The following is an 18,398-nucleotide window of genomic DNA, read 5'->3' as shown; positions in this document are numbered from 1 at the left end:
GCCATTCTCTGACTAGTGACTAATTATGTCAATGGTCACTAGTCAGGATTTCAGACTCCTGAGCACCATTGTTGCAAGCAGTGAGGCGTCAGCTTCTGCGGTATCAAGATAGATCTGCAACTGAATCGGATCGGCAAGGGGTCTCAGCACCAGATAAACAGCGGCAGCCGTTTCATCGAGCGGTGATGTCTGCTCAAATTCGCCGGCAGACCGTCCTTCCTGCAAAATGTTGACCACGGTTTCGCGCAACCCGGCCTCATACTCAACCGCCGCGGACCAGCGGTCACGTGATGAGACGGCGGCGATGTCATACAAACGTCTTTCGCGGAAAAAGAGCTCAGTTCCGCCCAGCGCAATCACCTGAAAAAGGTTGCGGATTTTCTCTGTGGCGGAGGATGAAGCCGCCAGCGCGGCCTCCAGACGCCCTGCAATATCCGTAAGGCAATTAGTGCAGATCACTTCACCGATTTCCTGTTTGGAACTGAAAAATTTGTAGATATATGCCTTTGAAAATCCGATGGATCTGGCGAGGTCTGAAACGGTTGTTTTTTCAAAGCCATAATGGCTGAAGTACTCCATCGCAGCCTCAACAATCTGGTCACGGATACTGTGATCAGACGGTCCTCGCGTTGAAGTGGACATTTTTTTATCGGTCATTTTTCAGCCTGGAATTTTGGTTAATTACACATTTAGCTTGTGACCCTATTATATTTTGGTCACAAGTAAAAATCGTTAAAGTCTTTTTTATTTTCTAAACCGCTGAGAAGTGCTGATGAGGTGACAGGGCAATGAAACAGAAATACGTCGGGGTTGTTTCTCAAAACCTGGGCCGGATCCAATATAATTGGGGCGCATCGCCCCCCGGGTTAACAGTTAAGACAAGCCAGACAAGCCTCGCTATGAAGATTACTTACCCTCGAAGAAGTCTGAAGGAAGTTGTCCCGGCGGCATATTGATCACCTGGTCATTATCCGGACCTTCATTTTTCATGTAGGTTACTTTTGCAAACTCTGGGATTACGACGTAAGGATACCCGTGCTGAAGCGGGTGTGAAACTTGATTTTTATCGCGTTGCTTAACGTCTGACGACTTTGTGGTCTGGCTGTAAACTGGCTATTCAATGTCGCCTTCGGTTCAGGGCAAACGCGGTGTTCTGTCCACTTCATAACCCAGGCATACGAAGGCCACACTTCGATATTTATCGAGCTCTCTCACTTACCGTCATTGTAAACACCGCCACCTCATTTCCGTCGTTGGTATAAGCGTGAGGGGCATCCGTTCTGGCAACCGCCGAGCAGCCCTTCATAATGACGTAAGTCTCTTCACTCAGGATCAGCGTCAGTTTACCTTCGCAAACGTGGAGGAGTTCACTGGTCCCTTCAGGATGGCCAGGTGATTCGAACGTTTCCCCCGGATGCAGTATCCACTGCCACAGCTCCACCATATCCGGACCGCTGGTCCCTGCCAGCAGTCGCGCACTGCCACCTTTTTCGCCTTTCCAAAGCACCGGGATATCACTGGCATCAATGAGATGAACCGCAGGTTTACCGGCGACGTTCACAAAATCTGCCACGGACACGCCCATTGAAGAGGCCAGGCGGCAAAGCAACGCAATGCTTGGATTGGCTCGGCATCCCTCAATCTCAACCAGCATTCCTTTGCTCACCCCTGCCCGGCGGGAGAGCTCATCAAGTGACATCTTTTTCTGGCTTCGGTAAAGCTTGATCCGTTCAGAAATGGCTTCGTTTACGATTGCCGCATTGGTATCGGTCATTATATTGACTTTTTTGGTCATCGGTCAGTATTATGCAATAAAATAGTCATTAAAGGATTATCGTATGTTACTCACCTTACCGTCAATCAGCCCTGAGATTTACCGTCTTGCTCCTGGATTTCGTGCGCTCAGTATCAACGTGGAAGCAGCACCACTGACAGATAAAAGAATTGGGGAAAACGCGCTGAAAGAAGCCTGTCAGGCTGTTCTGGCAGGACAACCGGCCTGGGCAGAGTCACATCTGAGTGCCTGGGCTGATGTTTTTCGCGCCTTCGGGGCCAAACCGAAGAGAACGCCCTGTTCCGCAGAAGCCCTGCGAAAGCGTGTTTTGCGTGACGGTGCGATGGCTGCCCTTGATCCGGTCGTTGATTTGTATAACGCCGTCAGTCTGCGTTATGCGGTTCCGGTTGGCGGCGAAAACTTTGCGGCGTATAACGGAATTCCGCAGCTGGTCGTAGCAGACGGAACGGAAATTTTTGACACCATGAAAGACGGTCAGCCGGGAACTGAGTCACCGGACGCGGGGGAAGTTATCTGGCGAGATGATACCGGCGTGACCTGCCGCCGGTGGAACTGGCGACAAGGTGTCCGGACCAGACTGAGCGCAGATGACAGTAAAATGTGGTTCATTCTTGAAAGTCTTCCCCAGATGCCGCTGGAAGAACTGCATGCCGCCGGAAAAATGCTGACGGATGGCCTGAATAAGATGATGCCTGGCGTCCGCTGCCAGACCACGCTCATCAGCGCAGAGTTACACAACGCATAAATCCTTATAAAATCCAATTTTGTCTTTCAACTGGGTGGCCCGCACCTCGCCCCTGGCAGTCCGATGATGGCTTTATGTTTGTTTTCATGCCAAAGGCACAGGGCTGACAGCATGGTATAATCATTAATGGAGAGCAGGGTTTACGTAACCCCCCATTCAGTGGGACCTGCATCCACCGCGACGTCGCACTACCGGCGTCTGACTCATTCTGCCGTAAGGATCCCGACATGACTCCCTTTTATCAACTTTCGGCGACCAGTCTGGATGGTCAGCATATCTCAATGGCAGACTACGCTGGCAAGCTGGTTCTGGTGGTTAATACTGCCAGCCATTGTGGTTTCACACCACAATACGCAGGCCTTGAGGCGCTCTACAGGAAGTACAAGACCGAGGGTTTGGTCGTGCTGGGTTTCCCCTGCAACCAGTTCGGTAAACAGGAACCCGGCGGTGCCGACGACATCGCGCAAACTTGCCACATCAACTATGGTGTGAGTTTTCCGATGTTCGGGAAAGTGGAGGTTAACGGCGAAGCAGCGCACCCGGTGTTCCGTTACCTTAAGGATGAATTGCCCGGCGCCCTGGGCGGGAGGATCAAATGGAACTTCACTAAGTTTCTGATCGGACGCGACGGCAAACCCCTTAAGCGATTTGCACCGATCACTACCCCGGAGAAAATGGAAGCGACAATCCTTGCTGCATTAAAAATGCTGCAATTGAATATTAATGTGTAGTGCAGGTTCAGGATATAATTACGCCGATGCTTTGTTTGCTACCAAACGCCAGCGGATATAATCATAAGTCCAGTTAAAGACTAACGTATAAGGAAGGAAGACAAATATTAATCCTATTTCAACCACGAAAGCCTTGGTTAATGACAAATCGAGTAAAAACATAGCGACTGGCGTCAGAGAAAGCACCAGTACAATTTCAAAAATCACGGCATGCAGAATTCTTACTATAAAATTCCGTTCGAATGCATAACGCCTTTGCAGTGCGTCAAAAGACTTATTGAAGATATAATTCCAGACTGTTGCGGTAATCGCGGAGATAACAGAAAGTTTTCCCGACTGTAATAAAGACACTTTCAGAACAGCAGAAATAAAAATGGCGATAACGACATTGCCAAGCAATTCAAAAAGCACCGCATGGAAAATCCTCTCGGCAGTACTTTTATTCAACTCCACTTTCATCTTACCTGACCCCAGTTTACCGCAAATACCTTAACGTTAAACGGTCTAACGTAAACCAATACACAACGTAGCTTTAATTTATGCAGTCATTAGCTTGCTGACAACATGCCAGCAAAACCTGCACCTATGACAGCGGTAAATACCAGCGCCGCGACGACTAACGTCGTGGCAACTCCGGTGCCGACCGCAGCGGCAGTCTTCCCTTTCGAGATGTCTTTGCGTTTAAGTGAGGCAAGATCAGACAAATTAATTACCCGCCCGTCATCGCTGATAAGGGTCTGAGGGGTGGTTTTTTTTACCGTGATTGTGCCCTTTTCCCCGCTTTGTAAAACATATTGCACGACATCCCCGTTATAAAGCGGCGGGTCGATTTTATAGTAGGTATAAGGCGTTGATGTCTGCGTTGAAACGGCAGGCAATTGCTGCTTACTCAATTGTAATGAGTTATAACTCGTGCAACCGGACAGAGTCAGCGCGGCAATAATCATTGCGGGTAATATTGACGTGTGCTTCATGATTTCTCTTACTTAATAAAATGAATTTTATACCAAAAACCCGGTTACACAGGTGGTTGGAAATCTTACTATTTCTGTGTTTTTCTGAAAAAGAAGGTTACAAAATATATCCAATGACTCAATATGTTATATGTTTTAATGCTGATGTTTTTACATCGAGCCTGACATTTCAGGCGAATTATTATTATCCATAATCGATGTGAGTGTATTATTATAAGAGGCCAATCTCTATCGATAAGCAGTCAATGAAAGATGTTCCTGGGAAATCAGCAATGAAAAGTTTCAGCAAAAGAAATTGGCTTTCACAAGAGCACTCTTCAATATCTAAGGGATCACGCCCTGTACATATTCGCTCCTATCTTATTGAGTCAAATACCTGTGTGTCTCCCCACACACATGAATTTGCACAGTTCCATTCTGCGCGTAAAGGAAATATGCGTCTGGAAACTGCAGATAATTGCTGGATAGTCCCTTCCCATTACGGTATCTGGATCCCTGCTCATATGGAACATACCGTATGGGCTTTAGATAATGTTTATCTGGAGAGTCTGGATATTGAAACGGAGCTTTTAGACGATTCGATTTCTATGTGCCAGGCCGTCACGATCAGCGATGTGGCTAAAGAGCTCATACACCATGCGGCGGAAACTATTCCTGAGTTATACGAAGAACATGGGAATGACGGGAAACTGGTTAGTGTATTACTCGATATTATTTTCAACTTACCGCAAGTTGACTTTGTACTTCCCTGGCCAAAGAATCCGGTCCTTAATGATATGTGTCATACAATCCTGGAATCCCCTGGCGCAGAACATTACATCGAGTTTTGGTCTGCGAAAGTAGGAATGTCGACCCGTAATTTTTCCAGAAAATTCAAATGTGAAACGGGGTTATCCTTCGGTCTCTGGAAGCAAAAAATGCGCATTTTTGAGTCAGTCATTATGCTCAAACAAAATAAAAGCGTGACCACCATTGCCCTCGAAATGGGCTACTCAAGTACCGCAGCGTTTAGCTATTCATTCAAAACTATTTTAGGCGTCCCTCCCACTGAGTACTCAGGGCAAAGTTGAATGCCATCATAAGTGACTGGCTGGCTACCCGGGTGCGTAAGCCTCGCGGTTAGCCAGCCCTCACCACTGTGACGGCCATTGTTTTTACTGCATAGCTATTGTTGTGTCACGACAGAGACACTGGGTTTTCCTGTTTCGATTTCTGTTGAATTCATTTTTTTACGCCTATGAATTTCTTCAATAATTTTGGCGAAACGCTCTTCGGTTAGTTTATAAAACACACCCATAATCACGGCCGCCATCACAGCCAGTGCGCAGGGCCAGATAAAAATAAGTTGCCGTAAACCGAGTAATGTCGCACTGCTTTGCATCACGTTAGGGATGTAACCGATTTGCGTCAGCATAATTCCTGGCAGAAAACCCGCCAGCGCGGCGGAAATTTTGCGCGAAAAGGTGTAACCGGTATACACCGAGCCTTCAGCGCGGATGCCGGTTTTCCATTCGCCGTAATCGACGGTATCCGGTACCAGCGCCCAGTTCAGGCTGTTGACAAAGGCGGTGCCAAAGAACGCCATGCAGGAAAACAGCACAAAACTTAACGAGCTGTTTCCCCAGAGGAAATTAAAAATATCACCCGTCGCCCACAACAGTAATCCGCCCAGATACACCTGCTTTTTGCCAAATCGTTTCACACAACCGGGCACCAGAAATACACCGAGCAAAATACAGCCCATGCTGAAAAAACCCATCCAAGAGAGCAGATGAATATCGTTCAGTACGTACTGGGTGTAATAAACCTGTATCGTCAGTTTGATATTAAATGCCGCCAGCGTACACAAGTTGGCGAGGCACAGTACCAGTAACGGCGGGTTGCGAAATATGGCGCGAAACGATCGCATAATGCCGGATTTATGCCCTGCGGGCGTCAGCTCAACATAGCGTTCTTTAACTCCGCGATAGCACCAGCCCATACATAACAAACCACAGGTGGCGAATATCAGTGCCGCTGCAAAATAGCCCACCGAAGCCGAATGACTGAATAAGGACTGCAAAGGTATGAATCCGACCGTACACAGGAGCAGCCCAAGCGTCGCCCCGCCCTGACGCCAGGCCGCAAGTTGTGCCCGTTCATGTGGATTTTTGGTGATAGCGGGCACCATCGCGCCGTACGAACAGTTCATCAGGCTGTAGAACAGGCCGAACAACATAAACAGCACCGTGGCGAGCGCCGTCTTAACCGGCAGGCCGAAATCATTCGCCATAAACTGTGCCGTCGCCACCAGTCCGACCGGGACGGAGGCATACAAAATAAACGGCCTGAATTTGCCCCGCGCACCAATATGGCGGCGGGAATCGAGCAATACGCCGGTCAGCATGTCGGTAAAGGCGGTGAAAAATTTCGCTACCAGAAAAATAATGCCGCCATAAAACGCCGGCATCCCCAGTTCATCGGTATAAAATTTCAGCAGATAAAGTGTCCCGATGCACAGCATCAGATTCGAGCCAAAATCGCCCATTCCATAAGCGCACTTCTCACGCAGGGTCAGCGGATCAGGGTGATGTAAATTCTTCATTGTCGATCCTCACAGCGCCCCGCAGGGCGCTGACACAGGGAATGCATTACGCTATCCGCTTACGGGTTTCTATCTCAGCAACGATACGCATGTACATATTTTCATTGAGGTTATAGAAACAGCCCATCGCCACAATGGTGATCGCTGCCAGCGCACTGGGATAAATGAAGATCAACTGACGCAACCCTTCCTGCGTTCCGGCGGATTGCACAACGTTGGGTACATAGCCGATTTGTGTCAGCATCAGGCCGGGGAAGAAACCGGCCAGCGCCTGCGACACTTTGCGAAAGAAAGTGAAACCTGTGTAAACCGTGCCTTCGGAACGCACACCGGTGCGCCATTCGCCGTATTCCACGGTGTCGGACACCAGTGCCCAGTTCAGGCTGTTGACGAATGCTGATCCGAAGAAAGCCAGACAGGAAAACGCAACAAAACTGACAGATCCGCCGCCAAAAAAGTAGTTCAGCAGGTCACCGATAATCCACAGCGCCAGACCGCCGATATACACTTTTTTCTTGCCGAAGCGGCGCACGGCTGCGGGCATCAGGAACACGCCGATGAAAATGCATCCCATGCTGAAAAAGCCCATGTAAGAGAGCAAAATGGGATCGTTAAGTACGTACTGGGTGTAATACACCTGGATCGCCAGTTTGACGTTGAACGCGCCGAGCGTGCAAAGGTTGGCGATGCACAGGATGAACAGCGGACGGTTACCGGCTATCGCGCGAAACGACTGCAACAACCCCGGCTTTTGCGCAGGATCCTGCGGCTGCGCCTCGACATAACGCTCCTTCACACCGGCATAACACAGCCACATAAACAGCAATCCGAGCAGCGAGAACAGTGTCGCGGCAAAGATATAACTACGCTGAGAACTGCCTTCGAGCAGATTCATCACCGGCACAAACCCAACGGTACACAGCAACAGCCCCAGCGTGGCACCGCCCTGTCGCCACGCCGCGAGTGAGGCGCGTTCGTCGGGATTTTTAGTGATGGCGGGCACCATTGCGCCATACGAGCAGTTCATCATGCTGAAGAATAAGCCGTACAGCATAAAGAGCAGCGTCGCCACCACGGTCTTACCGGTGATATCAAACGGCGTGCCGACGAAATTGGCGACAGCCAGCAACGTCACCGGAAATGCAGCGTATAACACGAAGGGGCGAAATTTACCTTTCGGTCCGATTTTACGGCGCGAATCCAGCATAATGCCGGTGCCCATATCGGTGAACGCGGTAAAGAATTTGGCGATCAAAAAGATAATGCCACCGTAAGTCCCCGGCAGGCCGAGCACATCAGTATAGAATTTCAGCAGATAGAGCGTGCCGATATCGAGCAGGATATTAGATCCTAAATCCCCCATTCCGTAGGCCAATTTTTCTCTGAAAGGCAGGCGCAGCGTCGCAGGGTTTTCCGGTGTTATCTGACTCATTATTATTCTCCTTCACCTGCCGGAGCGATGTCCTGAACCCCGGCGGATGAGCCTTATCAGAGGTAACGTAATTCGCCGAACAGCGCTGTCCACTCGCTGTCTGCACGATAAAAGACCGGCGGTTTGCCTAACGGCGCTGCCACTGTGATATCGCCGCCGTAATGGGTTTCACCGGTCCAGGCGTTGATCCAGGTATCCTGCGGCAAATACAGCGACCACTCGCTGCGCCCTTCTTCATGCACCGGCGCCACCAGCAGATCGCGGCCAAACAGGTACTGGTATTTCAGCGTATAGGTGCGGGCATCGTCTTCGTAATGCAGGAACAGCGGACGCATCACCGGTAAACCGCTCTGGCTGTTGTGCTTCACGGCCTGTCTGATGTAAGGCTTGAGATGAGTGAACACGCTGGTCATACGGGCAAAATGCGCAATGGTTTCGGCATCGCCGTCAAACTGCCAGTTGTCGCCCGGACGGTTGCCTTCGTGGGTGCGCATCATCGGCGTGAAAGCGCTGAAATCGCACCAGCGCAGCAGCAGTTCTTTGCTGCGTTTCATATCGAACAGCGTGGTATAACCGCCGATGTCGCTGTGATGCAGACCATGGCCGCTCATTGCCAGCGATAATGCCGCCGGGATCACCGAGGCCAGCCCGTCGTCCAGGCTCCAGTCAACGTTCTGATCGCCCGCCCACATCATCGTCGAATATTTCTGGCTGCCGGTGTAACCGGCGCGCATAAAGAACAGCACCTCGCCGAGCTTGCCGGTTTCCTGCAAGGCTTCGTAGTTGCACTTCGCCCACAGCGCGGGCCAGGCGTTATGCATGATTTCCGCGCTGACGCCGTTATGCAGGAAAGTATCGGTTGGCAGATATTCCCCAAAATCGGCCATCCAGCCGCCACAACCCAGCTCAATCAGGTTCTTTTTAATGACGTTTTTAAACCACTCATAGGCCTCCGGATGGGTCAGATCGACCACGCCTGCATAGAATTCGCCAAATTCAACGTGGTAATCTGCGCCACTGGCGTCTTTGGTCAGATAGCCCTGTTCGGACGCCTCTGCGCACAGGTCACGATCGCTGGCGACATACGGATTGATGTAAGAAAGAAACTGCACGCCCTCGTGTTTCCACTGAGCAATACGTTCGTCGAGTTGCGGATAGAGGTCGCGGTTCCACTTCCAGTTCCACATCACGCGTTTGCCGAACGAGGTCATGCGGATACCTGACCAGTCCTGCGCCCAGATACCGTTAACTTTCACACCACCTTCGCGCATGACATCAAGCTTGTGCTGGCAGACTTCTGTTCCGCCCTGAATGCCGAGCGTCACGCCGTCATACACCCAGTCCGGCAATTCCGGCTGGCGGCCTAACAAGGCGGTGAGTTTTTCCAGCAGGCTGATATAGCTGTCAGCGCATTCAAAACGCAGCGTGGCGTTATCTTCCCAGAAGGCCAGTTCGTGATAGTCCGCCGCACTGAAATCGAAATTCATATAGCCGCTGTTTTCGACATGGCAGTAAAACTTCTGCGTGCTGACAAACGTCGGCTGCGGGAAGAACGTCCAGTAATAGTCGCCGCCGGCGTTCTCTTTGCAGTCGGCCTGCCAGGTGACAAAGGTTTGTTTGTTGCGCCCGACGCCTTGTTCGCTGGTCCACAGCGGGAAGGGTTTGCCGCGTAAATCGAAGTAAGAAAACTGTTCGCCACAGCCGTAAATATGATCTTGCGGTTGCGCCGCCATTCGTAGCCAGATGCGGTTATGCGCACGGTTGTCGTTTTGTACCTTTAGCTGTAAACGTCCGCTGTCATCCGTGGTGAGCACCAGCGAGGCGCTGAGTGTGTCGCCCCGGCTGAAATGCAAATCCCATCCCGCAGGCTGCGCGGTGATTTTTACGTCCGTCAGGGCGACCTTTTCATCCAGGCGATCTTTAATGCTGAAATTGCCACGGAACATGTCGATATCCGCCTCGCCTTTGCCCATCCATAAACACGGCGCTTGCGCGGTATGACGTAAAATCAGGCGCTGCTGATAAATCAGCGAAAATTCATTATTACCGGCGATAAATTCAATCTGAGTATTTTTATTTTGTAGGGTACTCATGATGCTCTCCGTGATTTTTATTTTGCATTGATGTCCAGCAGACCGGCGGCCACGGCGGGTGCCAGCCCCGGCGCCAGCGGCAGACGCGGGATCACCAGACAGTGCAGGAGATGATAAATATCCTGTTTACCGTCCCACACTTTAGTGGTCACTTTGTTATCGGTATCCAGCTCCTGCCACCACGAACCATTTTCGTAATCCATCAGGTACTTCACACAGTATTCCCACCATGTCTGATACCAGCTTTCGTATTGCGCTTCGCCGGTCACACAGTGCAACGCATATGCGGTACCCATCGCCTCCACAATGGGCCAGCGCACGCGTTCGCGCACGATAGGCTGCCCGTCCCAGTCCACGGAATAAACAAAACCGTCTGCGCCATCCGGCGCCCAGGCGTCGCGGATCGTGGCGTGGAACAGTCCTTTGGCATCCTCCAGCAACCAGGCAGGAGGCATTTCAGATCGGGCTTCGAGCGCGGCATGAAGATGCAGCATCAGGCGTCCCCATTCGATCCAGTGCCCCGGCGTGCCACCGTAAGCGCGGAACCGGTGCGCCGGATTGTCTTTGTTGTAATCGCGGATCGGATTCCACTGCGTATCAAAATGTTCATTTACGCGATACTCACCCCGGCGGGCGACGTCATGAATGATCACCGAGGCAATTCTCAGTGCGCGATCCAGCCATTTGCGCTCTTGCGTGACGTCGTAAACGATCAGGAAGGCCTCGACCGCGTGCATATTGGCATTGCCGCCGCGATAGGCCTCGGTTTCGCTGAAGGCTTCATCCCACGACTCGAGACACATCTGCTCGTCTTCACTCCAGAAATACTTTTCGATCACGCTGATGGCCTGACTGAGTATCGCTCTGGCCTCAGGATGGCCGGTGGTGACTGCGCTGGCCGCGCCCAGCAAAACGAAGAAATGCTGATAACCTTGTTTCGAGGCATCTACCACGCCTTCATCATTGACGCAGGCGTACCAGCCGCCGTGTTTTTTATCCGCCAGCGCGCCGTTGAGCGCACGGATGCCGTGATCCACCAGCGAATACGCACCGGGACGTCCCATGCCTGCGGCAACGGAATAGACGTGCAGCATGCGGGCGGTGATCCATAAATGCGTGCCCATATCTGCCCGCACTTGCCCGTTATTACCCAGCCAGCCAAAGCCGGTGGGCACGGCGGCATTTTTGCCAAAATCGAAAATCCGGTCGGTTTCCTGCTCAAGCCAGCGATGATGGCTCAGGGTGTTAAACCATTTCATTTTCCACTCCTTTCGTTAGCGGCGGCGCGCCATCATTTCGTCCACAATGTCGCCCAGACGCTGCAATTTCGGCGCGGAAATATCCCTGAGCATGAGTTCGGTATCGGGTAAACCGACCACAGATGACCAGACCGCTCGGCCTGCGAGGAAACCGGACGCGCCTGCCGTCATGGCGACACTGACCGCACGGGGGAAGAGTTTTTCATCAACACCGGAGGAGAGGATCACCCACGGCATATGAATATGTTCATTGAGGTGCTGCGAGGCGCGCAGCAGTTCAGCCTGCGAGCCGCGCCCGCTGAGGGGCATTTCGACTTTATAAAGGTCAGCGCCGCTGTCACCGAGTTCTTTCGCGGCATCGATAATCGCCTGTTCCCGGTCAAATTTATCGCCACGACGCGGCGGCCTGACCACCGGCTCGATAATGCTCAGCAACCCGTGCGCATGGCAGCGCTGATTGAATTCTTTCACCATCTCAAGACGCTGCTGCGGGTCTTCATCGCTGCGCCACAACACCAGTAATTTCAGCGCCTTGCCGCCGTTTTCCCTGACCTGTTGCGGATCCACATTTTTGTCAATCACCACGCTGTCGACCGGAATGCCGTTGCCCGGAATAAATTCGTCTGCCGCGACAATCATCGCGCAGTTTTTTGCAATAGCCTGCTGCTCAACAATCTGGCGATAACAGAACTGCTGATCGACCAGAATCGCTGAGGCGTAAGGAGATAAGATCCGCGCCGCATTAACTTTAAAATCGGTAAGAACCTGATCGGCGACCGGCGCTTTCGCACCTGCGGCCACAAACATCAGGCGCATCGCTTCCCGCTGATCGACCGCCAGCATTGCGAATCCGCCGGAAGGACGGGTGATATCGTTAAGGCTGTAATGAGTCATTTAACTTTCCTTGGTTGATGCGTTACGGATGTGTTTTCCGGGTCAGTCCGGCACTGGTGCGCACCTGCTCAAGAATGGCGCTCCAGTCCTGACGCCCGCGCCCGGCGGCACGCGCCTGGTTGTAGACTTCGCGGGAAGCCGCACCGAGCGGCATCGGCACATGTAGCTGATTTGCGACATCCAGCGCGATACCGAGATCTTTATGGGCCAGATCAATCATGAAAGCCGGTGACAGATCGCCCTTCAGCACTTTGTTCGGCCATGAAGTGGTGAAGTGGCCTTTTCCGGCAGGCGTTCCGCTCATGACCTGCAACGCCACATCGAAAGAGAGATCCAGTGCTTCGCACAGTACGGCGGCTTCGGCGGAGAGCGCATTCAGGGCGATACTCATGTAGTTGTTGATCAGCTTGACGCGGATGCCTTTGCCCGGCCCGCCCGCATTAATCAGTTCAGACCCCATCGCCATCAGCACCGGCGTCGCCCGCGCAATCTGTTCCTGCGTACCGCCCGCCAGCAGCAATAAAGTCCCGGCTACGGCATGATCCGAGGTTCTGCCGACCGGCACATCCATCAGGCTGAAACCTTTTTCGCGCATCTGTGCGATCAGCTTGTCAGTTTGCAGCGGGTGAATGGTCGACATGTCGATAACCAGCGCCGACGGGCTCAGGGTTTCGCAGATACCGTCGCGGCCAAATAAAACATCGCGTACCAGATCGCCATTGGGCAGCATGGTGATGACAAATTCTGCGCCCTCCGCTGCTTCCGCCGTACTTTTAGCGCCCGTTGCCCCCTGTCGTACCAGTGTTTCAACCGGCTGCGGATTAAGATCGAACACCGCTAACCGGTGCCCCTGTTTAATCAGGTTGGCCGCCATCGGAGCGCCCATTTGCCCCAGACCAATAAATGCCACATTTGCCATGTGTCTCTCCTTTGAGCTGATCAGCCGTGTCACTTTTTGATAATCAGCGCTGTCTTTGTTTGTCGTTTTTTGATCGTATTTGTAATTTCAGGTCAAAAAATTGACAGACATCACTTTTTTAACAATTCGCTGAATTAAAATAACCTCATCAAAACACGCTTAAGGAATAGCCATGATTCGCATTGCCTGTGTCGGGATCACCGTAATGGACCGTATCTATTACGTGAATGAATTACCTGCTGAAGGAGGAAAATATGTCGCTGAAAAATATCATGAAGTGGGTGGCGGCCCGGCGGCTACTGCTGCGGTGGCGGCGGCAAAACTGGGCGCAGAAGTGGACTTTATTGGCCGCGTGGGCGATGACGATACCGGCAACCGGCTGCTCGCGGAGCTGGGATCCCTGGGGGTAAATACCCGCTATGTCCGTCGCATTGAGCAGGCCCGTTCGTCGCAATCGGCCATTCTGGTGGATCAACAAGGTGAGCGGATCATTATCAATTATCCCAGCCCGGACTTACCCGTTTCTGCCACATGGATGCAGGCCATCGACTTTTCGCAGTGGGATGTGGTACTGGCCGATGTGCGCTGGCACGACGGCGCGAAGCAGGCGTTTACACTGGCGCGTCAGGCCGGTGTGCTCACCGTGCTGGATGCAGATGTCACGCCGCAGGACATCTCAGAACTGGTTGCATTAAGCGATCACGCGGCCTTTTCTGCGCCGGGTTTGCAACGGCTGACAGGTAAAACCGACGCCGGTGCTGCGTTAGCTAAAGCCCAAATGCTCACAAAAGGTCATGTGTATGTCACGCAAGGCGGGCAAGGATGTCTCTGGCTGAAAAATGACAGTCTGCATCATCAGCCAGGTTTTGCCGTTGAGGTGGTAGACACCACCGGCGCAGGGGATGTTTTTCACGGCGCGCTGGCAGTGAGTCTGGCGCAGGGCGCGGAGTGTGAGGAAGCAGTACGCTTTGCCAGCGGCGTTGCCGCACTGAAATGTACGCAGCCAGGCGGCCGTGCCGGTATTCCTGACTGTGATCAGACGCGGTCTTTTTTGTCACTTTCTGTATAGAATACGACTCAGACGCTCATTTTGGAGGTATGCCCATGAGTCTTACGGAACTGACAGGGAATCCGCGCCACGATCAGCTGCTCGGGCTGATTGGTGAAAACGGGTATATGAACATTGAAGAACTGGCAGCCTTACTTGATGTCTCGACACAAACCGTACGCCGGGATATCCGCAAGCTCAGTGAACAGGGGCTGGTATCGCGTCATCACGGCGGCGCGGGTCGGGCCTCCAGCGTAGTCAATACGGCCTTTGAGCAGCGGGAAATGTCGTGGACAGAAGAGAAAAAAGCGATTGCGCAAGCGATCGCCGATTACATTCCTGACGGGTCGACGGTGTTTATTACCATTGGGACAACGGTTGAACAGGTGGCACATGCCCTGCTCAATCATAACCATCTGCGCATTATCACGAACTGCCTGCGTGTCGCCCATATTCTGTATAAGAATCCGCGATTTGAGGTAATGGTACCGGGCGGAACGCTGCGTCCGCACAACGGAGGAATTATCGGGCCTTCGGCAACGGCTTTTGTAGCAGGATTCCGCGCGGACTATCTGGTCACCAGCGTGGGCGCGATAGAAGGCGACGGCGCGTTAATGGAGTTTGATGTCAACGAGGCCAGTGTGGCAAAAACCATGATGGCCCACTCGCGGCATATCCTTCTGGCCGCAGACCATACCAAATATCATGCCTCCGCTGCCGTTGAAATCGGCAATGTCTCTCAGGTGACGGCATTATTTACTGATGAACTTCCTGCGGCGGGTCTGCACAAGATATTGAAAAACAATCAGGTCGAAATTGTTAAAGCCAGCTCATCGGATTGAAGGGCATAATCTCCTTCTGTGAAATTTTTATAAGTAATGAGTCTGCATATGACAAATACGGATGTTTTTTCAAACAAATTTAATATTCAGCCTCAGGGCGACATTGTTTGCCATGTGAAAGATGAATACGGGGACATCATCGTCGCGGACACAGAAGATCACCGGATTCTGCGTTTTGAAGGCATTAATGAGCAGAGTAAAATGTCCAAAAAAGACGTTAACTTGCCTGTTCACCATTACTCCAAAGCTATGCTGATGGCGACCGCTTTCACTTGCGGGCGCACAGCCCTTCTGCTCGGACTCGGCGGAGGCGCATTACTGCGCGCACTTCATGCTCTTGATGAGCAGCGGGTTATGGATGTCGTTGAGCTGAGAGCGCACGTTTTATCCGTGGCGCGTGAATGGTTTACGCTGCCCGGATCAGACAAAATCTCTTATCACATTGAAGACGCAAAACACTACCTGCGCAAAGAATGTACATATCCGTACGACCTCATTTTCTCTGATCTGTACACAGCCTTTTCGATGGATCCCAGTCAGGGGACAGAAGCTTTTCTGAGATTGTGTCTGGAAAAACTGAGCGATCAGGGCTGGCTTGTCCTGAATTATTACGAGGTGCCACGAGCCGGAAGCGCATTATATTGCGCATTGCGGGAGGTATTTGGTGAAGTGCTGTACTGCCGTGTGCCGAGTGGAAACGTCGTCATTTATGCAGCCAGAAAACCCCATCTGCAGACGATAAGTGAATTAAGAGAGCAGGCTAAATTAATGCTTTCCCGTCTGAACATCAGCAACGAGATAAGTGATCTGTCAAAAAATATTGTCCCGTTGTTCCCATAGTCATTTCTGTGGTTGCCCCCTTTCTCTGACCTTTGCATCAGAGAAAGGGACAGTCAGGTCATAAGTCCTGTTCACAAATCATAAATCTTTAAACGATCCCAGCCGGAATCCGCGTTCCGCAATGGCTGATTGCAACGCTTCTGATGTCAGCACATCCAGTTCTGCCAGACGCGGGTAGCAATATTTGCTCGCCAGAATGGTGTTATCAATAAACGAAGGATGCGTCATGATCTCCACCGAGCGGTCGCCGCGCTCTGTCGCACTGTCCAGCGTTTGCAGAAACAGCGCTTCTGAAATCGCATCGCCGTAGAACGTGCTGTCGAAACCGTCGGTGCTTTTTGCGCCGCCCAGCGCAATTTCACCCCTGCGGATTTCGTCACGGTCGATACGTACCGGGATGCCCTTTTCTTTCGCAAAAGCTTCCACTATCGGGAAAATTTCCCCGAACATATGCACGTGGTGATGACTGTCGATATGTGTCGGCATTTTGCCAAACAGCTCGATAAAACGTCCGAACTGGCATTCCAGCTCACGGGCGATTTCATCCAGCGGCAGGGTTCCGGCTTCGGCCATTTCCCAGATCCATTTGCCCAGTTCGCCTTCACGGGTCAGATTTGGCATAGGCGAAAGCGGACGGCCTAACGTCAGAACAAAATGCATCCCGACGCCCAGCTGCGGACAGGCCTTGCTGAGAACAGCGGCATGTTCAATACCCGCCGCATTCATCATCGCGGTGGTGGATCGCACCACGCCGTGAGTAAACGCCTCAATAATCCCGTAGTTTTGCGCCTTGCAAAGCCCGAAATCGTCCGCATTCACAATCAGTAATTTATCCATAAACACCCCTGCTGGAGTGCCTTCCCTTGCGGGAAGGCGGCGGGTTATTTTAACGCGGCAATGGTTTTTGCAAAATTCGGCAGCAGTTTTTCATGTGCCAGCAACATTTCGCGCGCCAGTATTTCAGCATCTTTATCGGAATGGATCAGCGGGCTGAGGTTCATCGCCAGCAGCACATCATTGAGTTCACCGCTGATAGCGGCATTGCTCGCGGCAATCTCAAAACCTTTGATGGTGTAGATAAGCCCCAGCACTTTTTCGTCGAAATGCGTGATGCGCGGATGCGGTTTTGCGCCGTCACGCCCGATAGTACAGGTCATTTCCACCGCCCAGTCCGCCGGAATATTATCAATATGCCCGTTGTGCGGGAAATTGACGTACTGCTCAGTCTGCTTATCGTTATAAATCGCGCTGATCACTTCGCAGGCCGCATCGGAATAATAGGCTCCGCCACGCAGTTCCAGCTCTTTAGGCTTCACGTTGAGGTCCGGATTTTTGTACAAATCGAACAGTTGCTTCTCGACTTTCTGCACAACGGTGGCACGCGCACCGCCTTTGTAGAATTCACCCATTTCAATCGCCAGCATCTCTTTCTGCTTGAAGTAGTACAGCAGGTAAGAACACGGCAGCAGGTTCAGGGAACGGATCAGGCCTTCGCTGAACGGCAGGTCGAAGATGTTTTTCACCGAACCGGCGGTAAGCGTGCCGGAGGCCACACCGTCGAGCAGTTCAGCAAAGCGTGATTCGCCATTCACGATGACGTCTTTGATGAACACCATGTGGTTCAGACCAAACAGATCGATGGACAAATCGTACTGCGGGGTCAGTTTCAGCACATCCTGGATGAACATTTTCATGCCGACAGGAATATTACAGACGCCGATGAATTTCTTGAATTGGGTGTGACGGAATACCGCCTCAGTGACCATACCGGCCGGGTTGGTAAAATTGATCACCCAGGCGTCCGGACAGATTTCTTCGACATCTTTAATGATGTCAAAAATCACCGGGATGGTACGCAGCCCTTTAAACAAACCCCCTGCCCCGTTGGTTTCCTGCCCCAGATAGCCGTGACTCAGCGGAATACGCTCATCGAGTTCACGCGCTTTTAACTGGCCGACGCGCAGCTGCGTGGTGACGAAATCAGCGTCTACCAGCGCCTCGCGGCGGTTCAGCGTTTTATGCATCACAATCGGCACACCGGCGCGTTCCACCATACGCTGGCAGAGATTAAAAATAATATCCTGTTTCTCTTTTCCGCCTTCGACATCCACCAGCCATAATTCAGTAATTGGCAATTCGGCGTAACGTTTAATAAAGCCTTCCAGTAATTCCGGGGTATAGCTGCTCCCGCCACCAATAGTGACGACTTTCAGTTTTTTACTCATAGGAACTCCCGTGCAAT

The 18,398-nt window shown here is 51.9% G+C and carries 18 protein-coding genes and 1 pseudogene; 6 read left to right on the top strand and 13 right to left on the bottom strand.

Going from position 1 to position 18,398, the window contains the following annotated elements; all coding sequences use genetic code 11:
• Positions 1-42: 42 nt before the first annotated feature.
• The 3 genes and pseudogenes from J1778_RS10170 to J1778_RS10160 form a co-directional block, all read right to left on the bottom strand.
• Positions 43-657 (bottom strand): TetR/AcrR family transcriptional regulator, encoded by a 615-nt coding sequence (locus J1778_RS10170; RefSeq protein ID WP_238484651.1) that lies wholly within the window; start codon positions 655-657, stop codon positions 43-45.
• Positions 658-906: 249 nt separating this feature from the next.
• Positions 907-1,032, bottom strand: a pseudogene (locus J1778_RS10165) (phenolic acid decarboxylase); the annotation flags it as partial.
• A 166-nt stretch (positions 1,033-1,198) separates the two neighbouring features.
• A complete protein-coding gene (locus tag J1778_RS10160) occupies positions 1,199-1,795 on the bottom strand; it encodes a helix-turn-helix domain-containing protein (protein WP_217173076.1) in 597 nt (198 codons plus the stop codon).
• 43 nt (positions 1,796-1,838) lie between these two features.
• On the opposite strand from J1778_RS10160, the gene J1778_RS10155 reads away from it, so the two are divergent.
• Positions 1,839-2,540, top strand: a complete 702-nt coding sequence (locus J1778_RS10155) for a B3/B4 domain-containing protein (protein ID WP_217173075.1) — start codon at positions 1,839-1,841, stop codon at positions 2,538-2,540.
• A 227-nt stretch (positions 2,541-2,767) separates the two neighbouring features.
• Positions 2,768-3,271, top strand: coding sequence for a glutathione peroxidase (locus J1778_RS10150; RefSeq protein ID WP_217173074.1), 504 nt, complete (start codon positions 2,768-2,770; stop codon positions 3,269-3,271).
• 18 nt (positions 3,272-3,289) lie between these two features.
• On the opposite strand, the gene J1778_RS10145 is transcribed toward J1778_RS10150, so the two are convergent.
• Positions 3,290-3,730: a PACE efflux transporter gene (locus J1778_RS10145; RefSeq protein ID WP_217173073.1), complete on the bottom strand. Its 441-nt coding sequence runs from the start codon at positions 3,728-3,730 to the stop codon at positions 3,290-3,292.
• Between the two features lie 89 nt (positions 3,731-3,819).
• Positions 3,820-4,245, bottom strand: coding sequence for a hypothetical protein (locus J1778_RS10140; RefSeq protein WP_217173072.1), 426 nt, complete (start codon positions 4,243-4,245; stop codon positions 3,820-3,822).
• Between the two features lie 245 nt (positions 4,246-4,490).
• Here J1778_RS10140 and J1778_RS10135 point away from each other — a divergent pair, with 245 nt between their 5' ends.
• The gene (locus tag J1778_RS10135; RefSeq protein WP_217173071.1) at positions 4,491-5,315 is read left to right on the top strand and encodes a helix-turn-helix domain-containing protein; all 825 of its coding nucleotides are present in this window, start codon (positions 4,491-4,493) and stop codon (positions 5,313-5,315) included.
• 95 nt (positions 5,316-5,410) lie between these two features.
• On the opposite strand, the gene J1778_RS10130 is transcribed toward J1778_RS10135, so the two are convergent.
• Genes J1778_RS10130 through yihU form a run of 6 tightly spaced genes read right to left on the bottom strand, consistent with a single transcriptional unit; the run spans position 5,411 to position 13,426 of the window.
• Complete coding sequence (locus J1778_RS10130; protein WP_217173070.1) at positions 5,411-6,829, bottom strand: MFS transporter; 1,419 nt, start codon at positions 6,827-6,829, stop codon at positions 5,411-5,413.
• Between the two features lie 46 nt (positions 6,830-6,875).
• Positions 6,876-8,261, bottom strand: a complete 1,386-nt coding sequence (locus tag J1778_RS10125) for an MFS transporter (RefSeq protein WP_217173069.1) — start codon at positions 8,259-8,261, stop codon at positions 6,876-6,878.
• Between the two features lie 56 nt (positions 8,262-8,317).
• The gene (locus tag J1778_RS10120; protein WP_217173068.1) at positions 8,318-10,354 is read right to left on the bottom strand and encodes an alpha-glucosidase; all 2,037 of its coding nucleotides are present in this window, start codon (positions 10,352-10,354) and stop codon (positions 8,318-8,320) included.
• A 17-nt stretch (positions 10,355-10,371) separates the two neighbouring features.
• Positions 10,372-11,613 carry a sulfoquinovose isomerase gene (gene yihS, locus J1778_RS10115; RefSeq protein ID WP_217173067.1) on the bottom strand — a complete coding sequence of 414 codons (1,242 nt, stop codon included), beginning with the start codon at positions 11,611-11,613 and terminating at the stop codon, positions 10,372-10,374.
• A gap of 15 nt (positions 11,614-11,628) precedes the next feature.
• Positions 11,629-12,507, bottom strand: a complete 879-nt coding sequence (yihT, locus tag J1778_RS10110; protein WP_217173066.1) for a sulfofructosephosphate aldolase — start codon at positions 12,505-12,507, stop codon at positions 11,629-11,631.
• A 22-nt stretch (positions 12,508-12,529) separates the two neighbouring features.
• Complete coding sequence (gene yihU / locus J1778_RS10105) at positions 12,530-13,426, bottom strand: sulfolactaldehyde 3-reductase (protein WP_217173065.1); 897 nt, start codon at positions 13,424-13,426, stop codon at positions 12,530-12,532.
• A gap of 172 nt (positions 13,427-13,598) precedes the next feature.
• Here yihU and J1778_RS10100 point away from each other — a divergent pair, with 172 nt between their 5' ends.
• Genes J1778_RS10100 through J1778_RS10090 form a run of 3 tightly spaced genes read left to right on the top strand, consistent with a single transcriptional unit; the run spans position 13,599 to position 16,156 of the window.
• Entirely contained in the window at positions 13,599-14,495 is an 897-nt protein-coding gene (locus tag J1778_RS10100; RefSeq protein ID WP_217173064.1) for a sugar kinase, read from the top strand.
• Between the two features lie 35 nt (positions 14,496-14,530).
• On the top strand, positions 14,531-15,316 hold the full coding sequence (locus J1778_RS10095) for a DeoR/GlpR family DNA-binding transcription regulator (RefSeq protein ID WP_217173063.1): 786 nt from the start codon (positions 14,531-14,533) through the stop codon (positions 15,314-15,316).
• Between the two features lie 48 nt (positions 15,317-15,364).
• On the top strand, positions 15,365-16,156 hold the full coding sequence (locus J1778_RS10090; RefSeq protein ID WP_217173062.1) for a spermidine synthase: 792 nt from the start codon (positions 15,365-15,367) through the stop codon (positions 16,154-16,156).
• A 78-nt stretch (positions 16,157-16,234) separates the two neighbouring features.
• On the opposite strand, the gene chbG is transcribed toward J1778_RS10090, so the two are convergent.
• Both chbG and J1778_RS10080 read right to left on the bottom strand, forming a co-directional pair.
• Positions 16,235-16,993, bottom strand: coding sequence for a chitin disaccharide deacetylase (gene chbG / locus J1778_RS10085; protein WP_217173061.1), 759 nt, complete (start codon positions 16,991-16,993; stop codon positions 16,235-16,237).
• 44 nt (positions 16,994-17,037) lie between these two features.
• Positions 17,038-18,381 (bottom strand): 6-phospho-beta-glucosidase, encoded by a 1,344-nt coding sequence (locus J1778_RS10080; protein WP_217173060.1) that lies wholly within the window; start codon positions 18,379-18,381, stop codon positions 17,038-17,040.
• Positions 18,382-18,398: the final 17 nt, after the last annotated feature.

This window comes from Rahnella bonaserana (assembly GCF_019049675.1).
GTDB classification, from domain to species: Bacteria; Pseudomonadota; Gammaproteobacteria; order Enterobacterales; family Enterobacteriaceae; genus Rahnella; species Rahnella bonaserana.
Note: the sequence above shows the minus strand (reverse complement) of the source record. Positions and strands in the feature narration are given on the sequence as shown.